The organism is Mycobacterium sp. DL592 (assembly GCF_011694515.1).
Classification (GTDB): domain Bacteria; phylum Actinomycetota; class Actinomycetes; order Mycobacteriales; family Mycobacteriaceae; genus Mycobacterium.
On record NZ_CP050192.1, the window covers coordinates 2,947,050 to 2,963,641 of the forward strand.

Annotated in this window: 21 protein-coding genes; 13 read left to right on the top strand and 8 right to left on the bottom strand. The window is 67.6% G+C overall.

From position 1 onward, the window contains the following. Positions 1-105 precede the first annotated feature (105 nt). Positions 106-810 carry an alpha/beta fold hydrolase gene (locus HBE64_RS14170; RefSeq protein ID WP_167103174.1) on the top strand — a complete coding sequence of 235 codons (705 nt, stop codon included), beginning with the start codon at positions 106-108 and terminating at the stop codon, positions 808-810. On the opposite strand, the gene HBE64_RS14175 is transcribed toward HBE64_RS14170, so the two are convergent. Both HBE64_RS14175 and dut read right to left on the bottom strand, forming a co-directional pair. Next, positions 811-1,599: a DUF3710 domain-containing protein gene (locus HBE64_RS14175; RefSeq protein WP_167103177.1), complete on the bottom strand. Its 789-nt coding sequence runs from the start codon at positions 1,597-1,599 to the stop codon at positions 811-813. It abuts the gene before it with no gap. Beyond that, complete coding sequence (gene dut, locus HBE64_RS14180; RefSeq protein ID WP_167103180.1) at positions 1,599-2,063, bottom strand: dUTP diphosphatase; 465 nt, start codon at positions 2,061-2,063, stop codon at positions 1,599-1,601. The genes HBE64_RS14175 and dut overlap by 1 nt, the downstream gene beginning before the upstream one ends. 25 nt (positions 2,064-2,088) lie before the next feature. Here dut and HBE64_RS14185 point away from each other — a divergent pair, with 25 nt between their 5' ends. Next, a complete protein-coding gene (locus HBE64_RS14185; RefSeq protein WP_208300473.1) occupies positions 2,089-2,565 on the top strand; it encodes a DUF3093 domain-containing protein in 477 nt (158 codons plus the stop codon). A gap of 7 nt (positions 2,566-2,572) precedes the next feature. On the opposite strand, the gene HBE64_RS14190 is transcribed toward HBE64_RS14185, so the two are convergent. After that, positions 2,573-2,875: a DUF4193 domain-containing protein gene (locus HBE64_RS14190; protein WP_167103186.1), complete on the bottom strand. Its 303-nt coding sequence runs from the start codon at positions 2,873-2,875 to the stop codon at positions 2,573-2,575. Between the two features lie 170 nt (positions 2,876-3,045). On the opposite strand from HBE64_RS14190, the gene cei reads away from it, so the two are divergent. Then, positions 3,046-3,696, top strand: coding sequence for an envelope integrity protein Cei (gene cei / locus HBE64_RS14195; RefSeq protein ID WP_167103189.1), 651 nt, complete (start codon positions 3,046-3,048; stop codon positions 3,694-3,696). Between the two features lie 3 nt (positions 3,697-3,699). Here cei and HBE64_RS14200 read toward each other — a convergent pair whose 3' ends face one another. After that, positions 3,700-4,545: an inositol monophosphatase family protein gene (locus HBE64_RS14200; RefSeq protein WP_243841324.1), complete on the bottom strand. Its 846-nt coding sequence runs from the start codon at positions 4,543-4,545 to the stop codon at positions 3,700-3,702. A gap of 81 nt (positions 4,546-4,626) precedes the next feature. Between HBE64_RS14200 and ppgK the strand changes: the two genes are divergently transcribed. The 3 genes from ppgK (at position 4,627) to HBE64_RS14215 (ending at position 7,636) form a co-directional block, all read left to right on the top strand. Then, complete coding sequence (gene ppgK, locus HBE64_RS14205; RefSeq protein WP_167103195.1) at positions 4,627-5,403, top strand: polyphosphate--glucose phosphotransferase; 777 nt, start codon at positions 4,627-4,629, stop codon at positions 5,401-5,403. 176 nt (positions 5,404-5,579) lie between these two features. Beyond that, a complete protein-coding gene (locus HBE64_RS14210) occupies positions 5,580-7,067 on the top strand; it encodes an RNA polymerase sigma factor (RefSeq protein ID WP_167103198.1) in 1,488 nt (495 codons plus the stop codon). Positions 7,068-7,267: 200 nt separating this feature from the next. Next, positions 7,268-7,636, top strand: coding sequence for a RidA family protein (locus HBE64_RS14215; protein ID WP_167103201.1), 369 nt, complete (start codon positions 7,268-7,270; stop codon positions 7,634-7,636). Here HBE64_RS14215 and HBE64_RS14220 read toward each other — a convergent pair. Next, a complete protein-coding gene (locus HBE64_RS14220) occupies positions 7,621-7,986 on the bottom strand; it encodes a DUF952 domain-containing protein (RefSeq protein WP_167103204.1) in 366 nt (121 codons plus the stop codon). The genes HBE64_RS14215 and HBE64_RS14220 overlap by 16 nt on opposite strands. 160 nt (positions 7,987-8,146) lie before the next feature. Between HBE64_RS14220 and HBE64_RS14225 the strand changes: the two genes are divergently transcribed. Beyond that, entirely contained in the window at positions 8,147-8,338 is a 192-nt protein-coding gene (locus HBE64_RS14225) for a hypothetical protein (RefSeq protein WP_167103207.1), read from the top strand. A gap of 60 nt (positions 8,339-8,398) precedes the next feature. Further along, positions 8,399-9,391, top strand: a complete 993-nt coding sequence (locus HBE64_RS14230) for a YihY/virulence factor BrkB family protein (RefSeq protein ID WP_167103210.1) — start codon at positions 8,399-8,401, stop codon at positions 9,389-9,391. Here HBE64_RS14230 and HBE64_RS14235 read toward each other — a convergent pair. Then, positions 9,378-9,617, bottom strand: coding sequence for a DUF3039 domain-containing protein (locus HBE64_RS14235; protein ID WP_167103213.1), 240 nt, complete (start codon positions 9,615-9,617; stop codon positions 9,378-9,380). The two genes, HBE64_RS14230 and HBE64_RS14235, sit on opposite strands and share 14 nt — an antisense overlap. 59 nt (positions 9,618-9,676) lie before the next feature. On the opposite strand from HBE64_RS14235, the gene HBE64_RS14240 reads away from it, so the two are divergent. The 3 genes from HBE64_RS14240 (at position 9,677) to HBE64_RS14250 (ending at position 12,010) form a co-directional block, all read left to right on the top strand. After that, entirely contained in the window at positions 9,677-10,090 is a 414-nt protein-coding gene (locus tag HBE64_RS14240; RefSeq protein ID WP_167103216.1) for a DUF3099 domain-containing protein, read from the top strand. 147 nt (positions 10,091-10,237) lie between these two features. Then, positions 10,238-11,197, top strand: a complete 960-nt coding sequence (locus HBE64_RS14245; protein WP_167103219.1) for a sigma-70 family RNA polymerase sigma factor — start codon at positions 10,238-10,240, stop codon at positions 11,195-11,197. Positions 11,198-11,317: 120 nt separating this feature from the next. Then, complete coding sequence (locus HBE64_RS14250; RefSeq protein WP_167103222.1) at positions 11,318-12,010, top strand: metal-dependent transcriptional regulator; 693 nt, start codon at positions 11,318-11,320, stop codon at positions 12,008-12,010. Positions 12,011-12,026: 16 nt separating this feature from the next. On the opposite strand, the gene HBE64_RS14255 is transcribed toward HBE64_RS14250, so the two are convergent. Then, positions 12,027-13,085, bottom strand: a complete 1,059-nt coding sequence (locus tag HBE64_RS14255) for a DUF4192 domain-containing protein (protein ID WP_167103224.1) — start codon at positions 13,083-13,085, stop codon at positions 12,027-12,029. 159 nt (positions 13,086-13,244) lie between these two features. Here HBE64_RS14255 and sthA point away from each other — a divergent pair, with 159 nt between their 5' ends. Next, entirely contained in the window at positions 13,245-14,657 is a 1,413-nt protein-coding gene (gene sthA / locus HBE64_RS14260; protein ID WP_167103227.1) for a Si-specific NAD(P)(+) transhydrogenase, read from the top strand. A gap of 4 nt (positions 14,658-14,661) precedes the next feature. On the opposite strand, the gene HBE64_RS14265 is transcribed toward sthA, so the two are convergent. Further along, on the bottom strand, positions 14,662-15,459 hold the full coding sequence (locus HBE64_RS14265) for a serine protease (RefSeq protein ID WP_371744188.1): 798 nt from the start codon (positions 15,457-15,459) through the stop codon (positions 14,662-14,664). A gap of 155 nt (positions 15,460-15,614) precedes the next feature. Here HBE64_RS14265 and HBE64_RS14270 point away from each other — a divergent pair, with 155 nt between their 5' ends. Beyond that, entirely contained in the window at positions 15,615-16,589 is a 975-nt protein-coding gene (locus HBE64_RS14270) for a proteasome assembly chaperone family protein (protein ID WP_167103233.1), read from the top strand. The last annotated feature ends 3 nt before the right edge of the window (positions 16,590-16,592 follow it).

Below are 16,592 nucleotides of genomic sequence, written 5' to 3' on the forward strand. Positions count from 1 at the left end.
GTTCGATCACACTGCCAACGTCACGGTAGACCTCTTGGTTCCCCAATGCCACGTGGCATACCCGGAGCAGACCCGGTTGTATCGGCACAGGGCACGATTGCCGCTATGTCGATCACTCTGCGTGGCGTCGCGGCGGTTCTGCTGCCCGGAACCGGGTCCGACGACGACTACGTCTACCGCGCCTTCGGCGACCCCCTGCATCAGGCCGGCGCGGTCGTGGTGGCTACCGCACCACAGCCGGGCCGCCTGGTCAGCGGGTACGTACAAGCCCTCGACGACGCCGCCCGGCACGCACCGATCGTGGTGGGCGGGGTCTCGATCGGCGCGGCCGTCGCCGCGGCGTGGGCGCTGGCGCACCCCGAGCGCACTGTGGGAGTGCTGGCGGCGCTGCCGCCGTGGACCGGTGAGCCGCACCAGGCCGCGGCCGCGCTATCCGCCCGCCACACCGCACATCAGCTCCGCACCGACGGGCTGGCGGCCACCACGGCGCAGATGCGCGCATCGAGCCCGGCCTGGCTGGCCGGCGAGCTCACCCGCAGCTGGCTGGCGCAGTGGCCCCAGTTGCCCGAGGCTATGGAGGAAGCCGCCGGCTACGTCTGCCCCACCATCGCCGAATTCGAGGGGCTGGCTGTGCCGATGGGCGTGGTCGGCGCCACCGACGACCCGATCCATCCGCTGGAGGTGGCATTGGAGTGGGTGACCGCGGCACCGCGCGCGGCGCTACGCACCGTGACGCTCGACGAGTTCGGGCCGCAGCCGAGCCTGTTGGGTGCAGCGTGCGTGGCGGCGCTGATCGACGCCGCCGGCTAACTAGCCGCCGGTGTTGGTGCTGCGCAGCTGCTGCATGGCCGACCCCGACGCGCCGCGCCGCTCGGCGGGCGCAAGGCCCTGCTGCTGCTGCTCGATCAGCGCCTGCTGAGCGGCGGCCATCTGCGCCTGCTGGGCGGCAGCCATCTGGGCCTGCTGGGCGGCGGCCTGGCGCAGCTGTTCGGCCATCGGCTCGGGCAGCTGCACCGGCAGCGGCGTACGCACCGGCAACGGTGTGTCGCCACGGCGAACGACGGTGTCGGACAACGCTTCCCGCGCCTCGGCGGTCAGCAGCTCCATGGTTTCGGCGGCGCCGTTGACCACGCACCGGATCATCCACCGGAATCCGTCGACCCCGATGAACCGCACGACACCGGCGCCGGTGCCCACGACTTCGCGACCCCACGGGCCGTCCTGGATGGATACCTGGGCGTTGTCCTTGCGCAGCGAGTCGGCCAGTTCGCCGGCGACCTCGCGCCACAGACCGGTTGTCTTGGGGGCGGCGTAGGCGGCGATGGTGAACCGGCCGTTGGGGGTGACGACCCAGATCGCGCTGGGCACGCCACCCTCGTTGAGTTCGACCTGGACCTGACCGGCCGCCGGCATCGGGATCAGCACCGAACCGAGATCGAGGCGCGCCTGCGCGGCGTCGTCGGGGTTGTCGAAGTCCTCGATGTCGAAGGGCCCGCCGTCGAACTCCTCGGGGTCCTCGTCATGCGATTCGGGCGCCACCACCGGCGTGTCCGGGGTCTCGTCGCGGGAATCGTCGTTGTTACGTCTGCCGAATGCCATCACAAACTCGCATGTCCGCCGGAGGATCCGTGGCCGCCCTCGCCACGGGTGGTGTCTGCCAGTCCGGCCTCGTCGAACGAGGCCACTTCGACCAGCTCTGGTAGTTCGACCCGCTGGACCACGAGCTGGGCGATGCGGTCACCGCGCCGAATCTCGATCGGCGTGGTGGGGTCGAGGTTGATCAGTGAGACCTTGATTTCCCCGCGATAGCCCGCATCAATCGTGCCGGGGCTGTTCACGATCGAAAGGCCAACGCGCGCAGCCAAACCGGAGCGCGGATGAACCAGGCCGACCATGCCGTGGGGAATCGCGACGGCGATCCCGGTGCCCACCAGAGCACGATGCCCGGGCGCCAGGTCGACGTCCTGCGTCGCGTACAGATCGACCCCGGCATCACCGGCATGGGCGCGGCTGGGCATAGGAAGATCGCGGTCCAGGCGAACCACCGCGAGACTGGTCGGCACGATGCCACAGACTACCCTTGGCCTCGTGTCTGGTTCGCGTGTGACCTCGCAAACCCTGCGGTATCGCGAGCGGCTGTGGGTGCCGTGGTGGTGGTGGCCGCTGGGTCTGGTGCCGGCGTGGATCATCGCCAAGGAAGTCAACATGGGTGTGCGCTCGCTGCCGCCGTGGCTGCCGTACGTCGTGCTCGGGCTGGTGGCGGTGGGCGTGTTGCTGTGGCTGTCACGTACCGAGGTCCGGGTGGTCGGCGACGGCCCGGATGTCGAATTGTGGGCAGGCCAAGCGCATCTGCCGGTCTCCGTGGTGACACGCTCGGCCGAGATTCCACGCACCGCCAAGTCGGCGGCCCTGGGCCGCCAGCTCGACCCGGCGGCGTTCGTCCTGCACCGCGGGTGGGTCGGCCCCCTCGTCCTGCTGGTCCTCGACGACCCCGACGACCCCACCCCGTACTGGTTGGTCAGCGCGCGGCACCCCGACAGGGTGCTCTCGGCGCTGCGCAGCTGACTGCCGGCTACGCCGCGCAGTCGGTGCAGATCATCGTGCCGTTCTTCTCGCTTGCCAGCCTGCTGCGGTGATGCACCAGGAAACAGCTCGAACAGGTGAACTCGTCGGCCTGTTTGGGAATGACCCGCACCGACAGTTCCTCCCCCGACAGGTCGGCTCCGGGCAGCTCGAAGTTCTCGGCAGTGTCTGATTCGTCGACGTCGACGACAGCTGATTGCGCCTCGTTGCGCCGTGCCTTGAGCTCCTCGAGCGAATCCTCGGACACGTCGTCGGTCTCTGAACGCCGTGGGGCGTCGTAATCGGTAGCCATCGTCTGTCCCCTCGTAACCTCAGCAAGGCTTTGTATCAGCGTCGAACGCATCCGCCAAACGATTCGTGCCCAGATCACACCGCGTTGAAGTGTGATTTACGTCACATCTATTGATATCCCGTGTTGGGCGTGTTCGGCCAAGGTGCCCGAGGTGGTTCTAGAGTGCATCCGTGGTCGCTCAAATTACCGAAGGCACCGCCTTCGACAAGCATGGTCGCCCGTTCCGCCGGCGCAACTATCTGCCCGGGATCATCGCCTTGGGTGTGCTGTTCGCGATCACCGCGCTGGTGTGGGGTGTCGTCCTGACCCGCCCCGTCGACGTCCGCGAAGCCGCAGCCTGCAACGCCCCACCTCCGTCGGCCGATGCGGCCGCTCCCAAGCTCGGTGAGCAGGTCTCGCGATCGACGCTGATCGACGTCGCCCCGGCCAAGCTCGCCGACGCCAAGATCCGGGTGCTCAACGCCAGTGGCCAGGGCGGCCAGGCCGGCGAGGTGGCCGGGGCGTTGCGTGACGTCGGTTTCGCGCAGCCGACCGCCGCCAATGACCCCGTCTACGCCAATGAGCGGCTCAACTGCCAGGGCCAGATCCGCTTCGGCGCCAACGGCAAGGCCGGTGCAGCCGCGGTCTGGTTGGTCGCCCCCTGCGTCGAGCTCTACCAGGATGACCGCAAGGACGACTCTGTCGACCTGGCCATCGGCACCGACTTCACCACGCTCGCCCACAGCGACGACATCGACGCCGTGCTGGCCGGACTGCGGCCGGACGCCACCGAACCGGCCGACTCGGCACTGATCGCCAAGATCCACAACGGAACCTGCTGACGCTCAGTCCAACGCACGCAGGCCCCCGACGCCGTCGAGCGCCTCGACCAGCGGGCTGAACACCCCCGGCGCGGCAGCCACCAGCACCGCGCCGTCCTCGTCGGCGGGCAGTCGCACCAGCCCGCCGGCTTCAGTGACCACCAAGGCGGCAGCCGCCCAGTCCCACACGTGCAGGCCGTGTTCATAGTGCGCGTCCAGGCGACCGTCGGCCACCATGCACAGATCCAGCGACGCCGAACCAACCCGCCGGACGTCCCGCACCAGGGGCAGCAGCTGGGCTAACAACGCCGCCTGCTCGGCGCGCCGGGAAGCCGCATAACTGAAACCGGTACCCACCAACGCCATGGACAGTTCGGTGACCGGGCGGCACCGCAGGGCCCTGCGCCGACCATCGCGCAGCACGTGCGCGCCCCCGCCCCGCGCCGCCGAGTACACGTCACCGCTGACCACGTCGGCGACCGCCCCGGCGACCGACACGCCGTCGACCTGAGCGCCGACCGAGACCGCGTAGGCGGGAATGCCGTAAACGAAGTTCACCGTGCCGTCGATGGGGTCGAGCACCCAGCACACCGCACCGCCGGAATCGGCGCGCGGGCCACCGCCCTCCTCGCCGAGGATCGGGTCGCCCGGGCGCTCGGTGGCGAGCCGATCACGCAGCAGCGCTTCGGTTTCGGTGTCGACCACGGTGACCGGATCGGTGGCGGTGCTCTTCGCCTGCACCGCGCCGTCCCGGGCGGCGTCAGCCGCCTCGCCGAAGACCTCGGCACGGCGCCGCCGCACGAAGGCCGCGGCCTCGATGGCCAGCGTCTCGGCCAGCGCGCGCAGATGCTCAGGCGTGTTGTCGCTCACCGGGCTATCGCAGCACATACAGCGGCGAGTACGCATTAGTGTGTGGATCGCGCAGACCGCCCGCCTCGCCCAGGAGCAGCCATGACCGGAACCGAGACCGCCCCAGGACAGAACCGAGGATTCGGGGTCGACGTCGGCGGCAGCGGGGTAAAGGGCGGCATCGTCGACCTGGACACCGGCCTGCTCATCGGCGAGCGTTTCAAGCTCCTCACCCCCCAGCCCGCGACACCCGAGGCGGTCGGCAAAACCGTCGCCGAGGTCGTCAACCACTTCGGCTGGACCGGGCCGCTCGGCGTCACCTACCCGGGCGTCGTCGTCGACGGGGTCGTGCGCACGGCGGCCAACGTCGACAAGGCCTGGATCGGCACCGACGCCGCGGAGCTCTTCGGCGCTGCGCTGGGCGGCCGGCAGGTGACGGTCCTCAACGACGCCGACGCCGCTGGGCTTGCCGAGGAACGCCACGGTGCCGGGCGCAGCGTGAACGGCGTCGTCGTGCTGTTGACCTTCGGCACCGGCATCGGCTCGGCGGTGATCCACAAGGGCGTCCTGCTGCCCAATACCGAGTTCGGCCACCTCGAGGTCGGGGGCAAGGAAGCCGAGCACCGCGCCGCCTCGTCGGTCAAGGAGCGCAAGGAATGGAGCTACGAGCGGTGGAGCGAAGAAGTGACCAAAGTGCTGGTCGCAGTCGAGAACCTGATCTGGCCTGACTTGTTCATCGCCGGCGGCGGGATCAGCCGCAAAGCCGACAAGTGGATCCCGCTGCTGAAGAACCGCACCCCCGTGGTGGCGGCCGAACTGCTCAACGAGGCGGGCATCGTCGGCGCCGCGATGGCCGCCGCAGGCGACGCCGAACACTGAATTTTGCCCGCTGAGCGGGTGCAGGGCCCAGCAGTCGTTACAATGGTCGTCGGCGGCCGCCTACCGGATAGCGGCAAGTATCCACAACGAGATCCACGCCGATATTCCTGATAGCCGACGCTTTCGGTCGGGCGCGCCCACGCCCGCCGACAGCCAGCACGACCGAAAGGGTGTACGTGGCAGCGACCAAAGCAAGCCCGGCAACCGACGAGCCGGTGAAGCGCACCGCCACCAAGACTCCCGCGAAGCGGCCGGCGGCCAAGGCACCCAACGGTTCCGCCCCGACCAAGCGGGCCGCGAAGGCCACCCCTGCAGGGGCCGTCAACGCCGACGCCGAGGACATCGAGACCACGACCAAGAGCCGCCCGGCCGCCAAGGCCGCTCCGGCCAAGAAGGCCGCCAAGGCCGCGCCCGGGCGCGCCAAGAAGGCCGAGACGGGCGTTGACGCCGCAGCCGACGGCGATGTCGTCGTCGACGACCTGGACACCGACCTCGAAGCCGATCCGGAACTCGACGTCGCCGTCGACGACATCGAGCTCGACGATCTCGAAGACGACGTGGTCGTCGCCGATGATGACGTGGTCGTCGCCGACGAGGAGGCCACCCCGGCGGCCGAGGCCGACACCGCCGAAGACGAGGACATCAGCGAGCCGTCGGAGAAGGACAAGGCATCCGGAGACTTCGTCTGGGACGAAGAGGAATCCGAGGCGCTGCGGCAGGCCCGCAAGGACGCCGAGCTCACCGCCTCAGCGGACTCGGTGCGCGCCTACCTCAAGCAGATCGGCAAGGTCGCGCTGCTCAACGCCGAGGAAGAGGTGGAGCTGGCCAAGCGGATCGAAGCCGGTCTGTACGCCACCCAGAAACTCTCCGAGCTGGCCGAGAAGGGCGAGAAGCTGCCCGTGCAGCAGCGCCGCGATATGCAGTGGATCTGCCGCGACGGCGACCGCGCCAAGAACCATCTGCTGGAGGCCAACCTTCGCCTGGTGGTGTCGCTGGCCAAGCGCTACACCGGCCGCGGCATGGCGTTCCTGGACCTGATTCAGGAAGGCAACCTGGGTCTGATCCGTGCGGTCGAGAAGTTCGACTACACCAAGGGCTATAAGTTCTCCACGTACGCCACCTGGTGGATTCGCCAGGCGATCACCCGCGCCATGGCCGACCAGGCCCGCACCATCCGTATTCCGGTGCACATGGTCGAGGTCATCAACAAGCTGGGCCGCATCCAGCGCGAGCTGCTTCAGGACCTGGGCCGCGAGCCCACTCCCGAAGAGCTGGCCAAGGAGATGGACATCACGCCGGAGAAGGTGCTGGAGATCCAGCAGTACGCGCGTGAGCCGATCTCGCTGGACCAGACCATCGGCGACGAGGGCGACAGCCAACTCGGCGACTTCATTGAGGACAGCGAAGCCGTGGTGGCCGTGGACGCGGTGTCGTTCACACTGCTGCAGGATCAGCTGCAGTCGGTTCTCGAGACGCTCTCCGAGCGCGAAGCCGGTGTGGTGCGGCTGCGGTTCGGCCTGACCGACGGCCAGCCGCGGACCCTCGACGAGATCGGCCAGGTGTACGGGGTGACCCGCGAACGCATCCGCCAGATCGAGTCCAAGACCATGTCGAAGCTGCGGCACCCCAGCCGCTCGCAGGTCTTGCGGGACTACCTGGACTAGGCAGCTTTATCCGCGCTTCCCCCGAGCGTGCAAACTGGGCGGGAGCGGCCCATGTCCAGCACGCTTCAGTTGCTTGGACTTCGAGCACTGGGAGGAAGCCGCCCCCGCGTAATTGACGCTAGCGGCCGTCGACCACCCACGACAACCGCTGGGCAAAACTCAGGTGCGGACGCCGGCCAGACCTGCCTACCCTGACCGGCGTGGCCAACCGGAAGAACCTGTCCTCTGAATCCGTCTACGAACCCGAAGTCGGGTACTCCCGGGCGGTGCGGACCGGGCCGCTGATCTCCGTCGCGGGAACCACCGGCCCGGGTGCCGATATCACCGAGCAAACACGAAATGCGTTGCGCCGCATCCAATCTGCATTGGCCTCACTCGGCGGTGGGCTGTCCGACGTCATTCGCACCCGGATCTACGTCACCGACATCTCCCAGTGGCGTGAGGTCGGGGCGGTACACGCCGAGTTCTTCGGTGCGGTCAAGCCGGCCGCCACCATGGTCGAGGTGTCGGCGCTGATCGAGCCCGATCTGCTGGTCGAGATCGAAGCCGATGCCTACGTCGCGGACTGAAACGGCGGAAAGCTCCCATCGGGTCCCGGCAGGTAGGTGGCGACCTCCACGACAGCGTCGACCGGCAACGGGCCGTACAGGTGCGGGAACAACATCGACGCGGGATCCGTTGGCACACCGGGTTCCCACCGCAACGGCGCGGTCAGGACCCGCGGGTCGATGTGCAGCAGCACCAGGTCCGTACGGCCGGCGAAAAGCCGGTTGGCCGGCAGGTGAACCTGGTGCGGCGCCGACAGGTGGACGAACCCGACGTCGGTCAGCGACGAGGGGCAAAGTTCGCCGACGCCCCTGGCATCGTCCCAGTCACGCCGTCCACACAGGTGGAGTAAGAAATCGGGATTCGGGTACATACGACCACACTGCATCACCCGCAACACGACGGAGCGTGAGACACGACACAACGTCAAACCCCCGGGGAACAAGGCCGGAACGCAAAACGTCTGAGACAGTAGAGATACGCGACGGTGGCGCCGAAACCGCCGGCGCGCTGAGCACCTTACGGAGGAGCCCATGACCGCATTCTTGACCAGTCCCGAATTGACTAGGGCTGATCGCTGCGACCGCTGCGGTGCAGCGGCCCGAGTGCGGGCCAAGCTGCCCTCCGGTGCGGAATTGCTGTTCTGCCAGCACCACGCTAACGAGCACCAGGCCAAGCTGATCGAGCTGGCAGCCGTGATCGAAGTGAGTCCCGCGGACGCATGACGTGGCCTGACGGCCACGTCGCTGGGCAGGACGGGAACCGTCAGGAATGCTGGACTGGTCATGACTGACCAGCCTGCGAAACCATCCCGCCATCACGTGTGGCGCATCGCCAAGCGAACCCTGTCGAAAAGCTGGGACGACTCGATCTTCTCCGAGTCCGCCCAGGCGGGTTTCTGGTCGGTGCTCTCCTTGCCGCCTCTGCTGCTCGGCATGCTCGGCAGCCTCGCCTACATCGCGCCGCTGTTCGGGCCCGACACCCTGCAGCGGATCCAAGACCAGCTGATCAGCACCTCGAACAGCTTCTTCTCCAAGAACGTCGTGGCCGAGATCATCGAGCCGACGGTGCGCGACATCGTCGTCGGTGCCCGCGGTGAGGTCGTCTCGGTGGGTTTCGTCATCAGTCTGTGGGCGGGCTCGTCAGCGGTATCGGCGTTCGTCGACTCCGTCGTCGAGGCCCATGACCAGACCCCGTTACGCCACCCGGTGCGCCAGCGCTTCTTCGCCCTGGGCCTGTACGTGGTGATGTTGGTGGTGGTGATCGCGGCCGCCCCGTTCGTCGCGCTCGGTCCGCGCAAGGTCTCCGAGTACATCCCCGACAGCTGGGACAACGTGCTGCAGCACGGCTACTTCCCCGTGCTGATGTTCGTGGTGGTCGTGGCCGTGACCGTGCTCTACCGGGTGTCGCTGCCCAGACCACTGCCGACCCATCGGCTGGTGTGGGGTGCGGTGCTGGCGGTGGCGGTGTTCGTGGTGGCCACGATGGGCCTTCGGTTCTACCTGACCTGGATCACCAGCACCGGCTACACCTACGGCGCGCTGGCCACACCGATCGCGTTCTTGCTGTTCGCGTTCTTCCTGGGCTTCGCGATCATGATCGGTGCCGAACTCAACGCCGCAATCCAGGAGGAGTTCCCCGCACCGATCCCCCGCGGCCGCCAGCTGCGGACGTGGCTCGAACACAAGGCGCGCTCGTTGGGCGAGAGCACCGGGGAGGCGGCCAAGCCCGCGCACCCCAGCCCGGAACCCACGGCCGAGCCGGTCAGCCCTTCTTGAGGCTTTCGTAGACCTTCTTGCAGTCCGGGCAGACCGGCGAACCAGGCTTGGCGGCCCGGGTCACCGGGAACACCTCGCCGCACAGGGCCACCACGTGGGTTCCCATGACTGCGCTCTCGGCGATCTTGTCCTTCTTGACGTAGTGGAAGACCTTGGGAGTGTCGTCGTCGGTCCCGTCATCGACGCGTTCGTCGGTGTCGGTGCGCTCGATCGTCTGGGTCTGCATGACACCATTCTGCCCGGTAAGACCCCCGTAAGAAACCGGCCGGGTCAAACGGCCCCAAGATGTGGAACAGTAGGGGAATGAAGCGTGAGGTGGGTTTCGACGACGACGGTCGGCCCGTGCTCATCACCGCGGCGGCACCCGCTTATGAGGAGCAGCACCGCGCGCGGGTACGTAAGTACTTGGCGATCATGTCTTTTCGCATTCCGGCTCTGTTGCTGGCGGCGATTGCCTACGGAATCTGGCATAACGGGCTGATCTCGCTGGCGATCGTCGCGGTCTCGATTCCACTGCCCTGGATCGCCGTACTCATCGCCAACGACCGGCCGCCGCGCCGCGCGGAGGAGCCGCGCCGGTACAACGACATGCCCAACCGCACCCAGCTTTTCCCGCGGCCCGATCGCCGGGCGATCGAGGCCGTCCTCCCCACTGTGCAACCGCATCCGGCCGGACCGGCCGATGCCGGTTCCCACTGAGCGCCACCGCGCGCCATTCTCAGCACATTCTCAGAACCTCGCGACATTTCTGCACGTCAGAGGGTGTGAGACGGCAAGCACGTGGGAACTCTTAGCTCCTAGCCGACGTTGAACCATTTGACAGTCGGAGCCGATCAGGAGGCCACCATGGCAAATGCCACCACCAGCCGATTCGACAGCGATCTGGACGCCCAGAGCCCAGCCGCTGATCTGGTGCGCGTCTATCTCAATGGCATCGGCAAGACCGCACTACTGAGCGCCGAGGATGAGGTCGAGCTGGCCAAGCGCATCGAGGCCGGCCTGTACGCCCAGCACCTCTTGGAGACCCGCAAGCGCCTCAGCGACAACCGCAAGCGCGATCTTGCGATCGTGGTCCGCGACGGCCAGGCCGCACGCAGCCACCTGCTGGAGGCCAACCTTCGCCTGGTGGTGTCGTTGGCCAAGCGCTACACCGGTCGCGGAATGCCACTGCTGGATCTCATCCAGGAAGGAAACCTGGGGTTGATCCGCGCGATGGAAAAGTTCGACTACACAAAGGGTTTCAAGTTCTCCACCTACGCCACGTGGTGGATTCGCCAGGCCATCACCCGCGGTATGGCCGATCAGAGCCGCACCATCCGGCTTCCCGTCCACCTCGTTGAGCAGGTGAACAAGCTGGCCCGCATCAAGCGTGAGATGCACCAGAACCTGGGCCGCGAGGCCACCGACGAGGAACTGGCTGAAGAGTCGGGCATCCCGGTCGAGAAGATCAACGATCTGCTCGAGCACAGCCGGGACCCGGTCAGCCTGGACATGCCGGTCGGCAGCGACGAGGAAGCCCCGCTCGGCGACTTCATCGAGGACGCCGAGGCGATGTCGGCGGAGAACGCGGTGATCTCGGAGCTTCTGCACACCGACATCCGCAGCGTGCTGGCCACCCTCGACGAGCGCGAACACCAGGTGATCCGGCTGCGGTTCGGCCTCGACGACGGCCAGCCCCGCACCCTGGACCAGATCGGCAAGCTGTTCGGGCTGTCCCGCGAGCGGGTCCGCCAGATCGAGCGTGAGGTCATGGCCAAGCTCCGCAACGGCGAACGGGCCGACCGGCTGCGGTCCTACGCCAGCTGACCACCACTCTCCTGTGTGCCCGTCGGCCCTGGCTGACGGGCACACAGCTGTGCCGGGGCAGTGTTGTCCGACCATTCGCCCAGCTGCGCCAGTAGACTTGGCCGTGACGAAGGGTGGCCTATGAACGACCTGGTCGATACCACCGAGATGTACCTGCGGACCATCTACGACCTCGAAGAAGAGGGTGTGACTCCGCTGCGGGCGCGTATCGCGGAACGGCTGGAGCAGAGCGGACCTACGGTCAGCCAGACCGTGGCACGCATGGAGCGCGACGGACTGCTGCACGTAGCCGGTGACCGCCATCTCGAACTGACCGAGAAGGGCAGGGCGCTGGCGGTATCGGTGATGCGTAAGCACCGCCTGGCCGAACGCCTGCTGGTCGACGTCATCGGCCTGCCCTGGGAGGAAGTCCACGCCGAGGCCTGCCGGTGGGAGCACGTGATGAGCGAGGACGTCGAACGCCGCCTGGTGAAGGTCCTCGACGACCCGACGGTGTCCCCGTTCGGCAACCCGATTCCCGGACTGTCCCACCTGGGACTGGATAACTACGCCCGCCAGCCCGACTACACGCTGTTCCGCCTCACCGAACTGCCCGCGGGTTCCCCGGTCGCGGTGGTGGTGCGCCAGCTGACCGAACACGTCCAGGGCGACGTCGGGCTGATCAGCCGGCTCAAGGACGCCGGTGTGGTGCCTAACGCCCGAGTGCAGGTCGAGAACAACCCGAACGGCAGCGTGACGATCATCATCGGTGGCCACGAGAACGTCGACCTGCCGCACGAGATGGCCCACGCCGTGAAGGTCGAGAAGGTCTAGAACGCCTAAGCCTGGGCTAGACCGCCCGTCGCCCGAACATCCGGCGCGGCGGCAACTGCACCCCGAGCCGCTTCGCCAGCCGGTAGCCGGTGCCCGCGAGTTCACGGATCTGCTCCGGCCTCATCCCCGACTGCAGCGCGGTGTCGAGCATGCCCGCCATCCGGTGCTCCGGATCGCCACGCAGTGCCGCCTCCAACGACAAGCCGGCCAGCGGGCCGTCACCCCTGGCATACGCTGAAAATGCCAGCAGCACAAGGGCTTCCACTCGCCACGGCTCCGGCAAGGTCCGGGCCAGCAATGCCCACAGCGTCTCGGCCTGCCCGGCCTCCGACCCGACGGCCAGCGCGTAGAGCGTGTCACGCACCGCGACATCGGTGATCGCGCACGCCAGCGCCGCCACCTCCGCGTCATCGGGTTGGGCTCCGGTGCTGACCCGGGCGGCCGCCGCGATCGTCGCCTCAACGTCACGCCGTCCGCACGCATCCGGATCGGCGCGCCACCGGATTTCTCTGTCGGTGGCGCACTGGCCGATCACCTCGACCAGCGAGTCGGCGTGCGCCGGATCGGCGACGGCGATCACCGCCTGCAGGTCGGCACGCCGGCCGTAGAGCCGCCTGCCGTCGAGCACTGCCGCGGCGGCCAGCGGGGAGGCCGACGGATCCTCGACGGGGCCGGTGTCCCCGCAGCCGTCCACGCAGTGCCAGGTGCCGCCGGCCGCGATCCGGTCGACCACGTGTGCGGCGTACAGCGTCATGTCCTGGTCTGTCAGCGCGTCCGCCAGCGCCTGGCACAGCCGGCGGTAGTCGTCGTTACACGTCGGGCACGGCGCGCCCTTGTCGTCGACGATCACGGCGATGGCGGCCTCGGCTCCCGAGGTCGCCGCGATCTCGATCAGATGGTCGACTTTGCCGGCCATCGCGTCGTCGAGGTCGACGCGCAGGACCGCCCCCATCTGGTCGTGCTCGAGCGCGATGAGGACCAGCGACTTCTCGGGAACGAAGCCCAGCACGGCAGGGATGGCGGCGATCAGGGCGCCGGGACGGTTGATGCGGTAATCAGGGCGGTAGGTGGTCATGCCCCGACGCTGTCAACCGACACCGTCATACCGGTCCGGCCGACCCGTCCAGGACACCGAAGCTGTGGATGAACTGCGGGCTGGGGATGGCGCAGTGTTCACGTCGTATTGACACCGTCGGCATGCGAGATTCGGCAAACCGGCGTACACCTGTTGCTCATGGGTTTGGAATACGACCTCGTCGTCATCGGTTCGGGTCCCGGCGGCCAGAAAGCCGCCATCGCCGCAGCCAAACTGGGCAAGTCGGTGGCCGTCATCGAGCGGGGCCACATGATCGGCGGCGTCTGCGTCCAGACCGGCACGATCCCGTCCAAGACGCTGCGCGAGGCCGTTCTGTATCTGACCGGTATGAGCCAGCGCGAACTGTACGGCGCCAGCTATCGGGTCAAGGACAAGATCACCCCGGCCGATCTACTCGCCCGCACCCAGCACGTGATCGGCAAAGAAGTCGACGTTATCCGAAACCAGTTGATGCGCAACGGTGTCGAGCTCTACATGGGCCTTGGCCGATTCCTCGACGAGCACACCCTGACGATCGAGGATCCCACCCGGGCCGAACATTTCACCATCAGCGGCCGCTATATCGTCATCGCGACCGGGACCAAACCCGCGCGGCCAGCCGGGATCGCATTCGACGAGAACCGGGTACTGGACTCTGACGGCATCCTCGACCTGAAGAACATCCCCACCTCGATGGTCGTGGTGGGCGCCGGGGTGATCGGTATCGAGTACGCCTCGATGTTCGCCGCGCTGGGCACCAAGGTCACCGTCGTGGAAAAGCGCGACACGATGCTCGATTTCTGCGACCCCGAGATCGTCGAGGCGTTGCGCTTCCACCTGCGCGATCTGGCGGTGACCTTCCGGTTCGGCGAGGAGGTGACCGCCGTGGATGTCGGCTCGGCGGGCACCGTCACCACCTTGGCCAGCGGCAAGCAGATCCCCGCCGAGACCGTGATGTACTCGGCTGGACGGCAGGGCCAGACCGACAGCCTTGATCTGTCCAACGCCGGCCTGGAAGCCGACAACCGCGGTCGAATCTTCGTCGACGACAAGACTTTCCAGAGCAAGGTCGACCACATCTACGCGGTCGGCGACGTCATCGGCTTCCCGGCGCTGGCGGCCACCTCGATGGAGCAGGGCCGGCTCGCCGCCTACCACGCCTTCGGCGAGCCGACGGCAGGTATGACTGCGCTGCAGCCGATCGGCATCTACTCCATCCCCGAGGTGTCCTACGTCGGGGCCACCGAGTCCGAGCTGACCAAGAACGCAATCCCCTACGAGGTCGGCGTCTCCCGCTATCGCGAGCTGGCCCGCGGCCAGATCGCCGGCGACTCGTACGGCATGTTGAAGCTGCTGGTGTCCACCGAGGACCTCAAGGTGCTCGGCGTTCACATCTTCGGCACCGCAGCCACCGAACTCGTCCACATCGGCCAGGCCGTGATGGGCTGCGGCGGGACGATCGAATACCTCGTCGACGCCGTGTTCAACTACCCGACGTTCTCCGAGGCGTACAAGGTCGCGGCGCTGGACGTGATGAACAAACTTCGGGCGCTGAACCAGTTCCGTAAGTGAGCGGTTAGCACGCGGAGTCGAATGTGTTCGGCGCGGTGTCACCGGGCCCGCCGGCCTCGGCACGCTTAAGCAGGGCTGCGGTGGCTTGGTCGAAGGGGGCCGAGAAGGAGACACTGTCCTGGCAGCCGCCGCCGTCTCGGCCGCCGATCACCCCGACCACCTCTGGGCCTTTGATCCACGGTGCGCCGCTGGTGCCGTCGACCAGACCGCCGCACTGCAGGGTCTGGAAGCCGCCCTCGTCGACCCCGGCGATCGTGTCGCAGCTCAGCGGGCTGCCGCCCACACCGAGCGGATAGCCGACGATCGTCACCTGGCTGAACTCGCTCGGCGTTGCGCCCAGCACCAGCGCAGCACCTACCGCCGTCTCGATCGCGCCGCCACCGGGCCTGCTGACCCGCAAAAAGGCGTAGTCAGCCTTGGGGTCCTGGGTCGCCACCCAGCGCGGGTCGAGGTAGACGGTGTCGACGGTCCACACGTCACCCGGAGCGGCCTTGTCGGCGAAACCGGGCACGAAGGTGGCCGGATAGCCGTCGGCCAGGCAGTGCGCGGCCGTCAGCACCAGGTCCTTGGAGACCGACCGCACCACCGATCCGGTGCAGGTGTGAGTGTCGGTGCCGCCGAGGAACAGGGCGCCGACCGCGGGCTGGGGCGCCGACGGTCGCGCCGAGATGGCCTCACCGGAAGGTTTGGCGGTCTCGGCGGCTTTGGCCGGCGGCTCGCTGGACTGGCCGCAGCCGCCCACCACAACAGCAACTGTCGCGATGCTCAATGCCGCCAGGACGGTCCGCATGCAGGAGATCATGCCCGATATCGTCGGCGAGCAGGGAACGAGCGCGACCACGGCTGCGTTGTCCAGAGACGGGCACACGATGGCGTTGTGCCGGATCTGCGAGACACTAGTGGTCAACGGTACGAGCGCGACCATGACGTCGCAGGACACCGCGAGGAGGCGAAACGATGGCTGACGAGCAGGGACAGCAGTATCAACCGGAGCCCACCGGGATGTACGAACTGGAGTTTCCGGCACCCCAACTGTCGGCGTCCGACGGGCGGGGCCCGGTGCTGGTGCACGCTCTGGAGGGGTTCTCCGACGCCGGCCACGCCATCCACCTGGCCGCCGAACATCTGCGCAACGTGCTCGACACCGAGTTGGTCGCCTCGTTCGCGATCGACGAGCTGCTCGACTACCGCTCGCGGCGGCCGGTGATGACGTTCAAGACCGACCACTTCACCAACTATGACGAACCGCAGCTGAACCTCTACGCACTGCACGACAGCATGGGGACGCCGTTTCTGCTGCTCGCCGGGCTGGAGCCGGATTTGAGGTGGGAGCGGTTCGTCACCGCGGTGCGCCTGCTGGCCGAGCGGCTGGGAGTCCGGCAGACCATCGGGCTGGGCACCATCCCGATGGCGGTGCCGCACACCCGCCCGGTGTCCATGACGGCGCATTCGAACAACCGCGAACTGATCACCGACCACCAACCGTGGGTCGGCGAAGTGCAGGTGCCGGGCAGCGTTTCGAACCTGCTGGAGTACCGGATGGCCCAGCACGGCCACGAAGTCCTCGGGTTCACCGTGCACGTTCCGCACTATTTGGCCCAGACCGACTACCCCATCGCCGCCGAGGCGCTGCTGGAGCAGGTGGCCAGGACGACTTCGCTGCAGCTTCCGCTAAGGGCCCTGACCGAGGCCGGCGCGGCCGTGCGCACCAAGATCGACGAGCAGGTAGAGGCCAGTCCCGAGGTCGCTCAAGTGGTGAGCGCACTGGAGCGACAGTACGATGCATTCGTTGCCGCGCAGGAGAACCGGTCGTTGCTTGCACACGACGAAGAACTCCCCAGCGGTGACGAACTCGCCGGGGAATTCGAGCGATTCCTGGCCCAGCACGCCGAGGACCTCAAGGACGGTCTCACCGACGACGGCGAGACCTAGGAA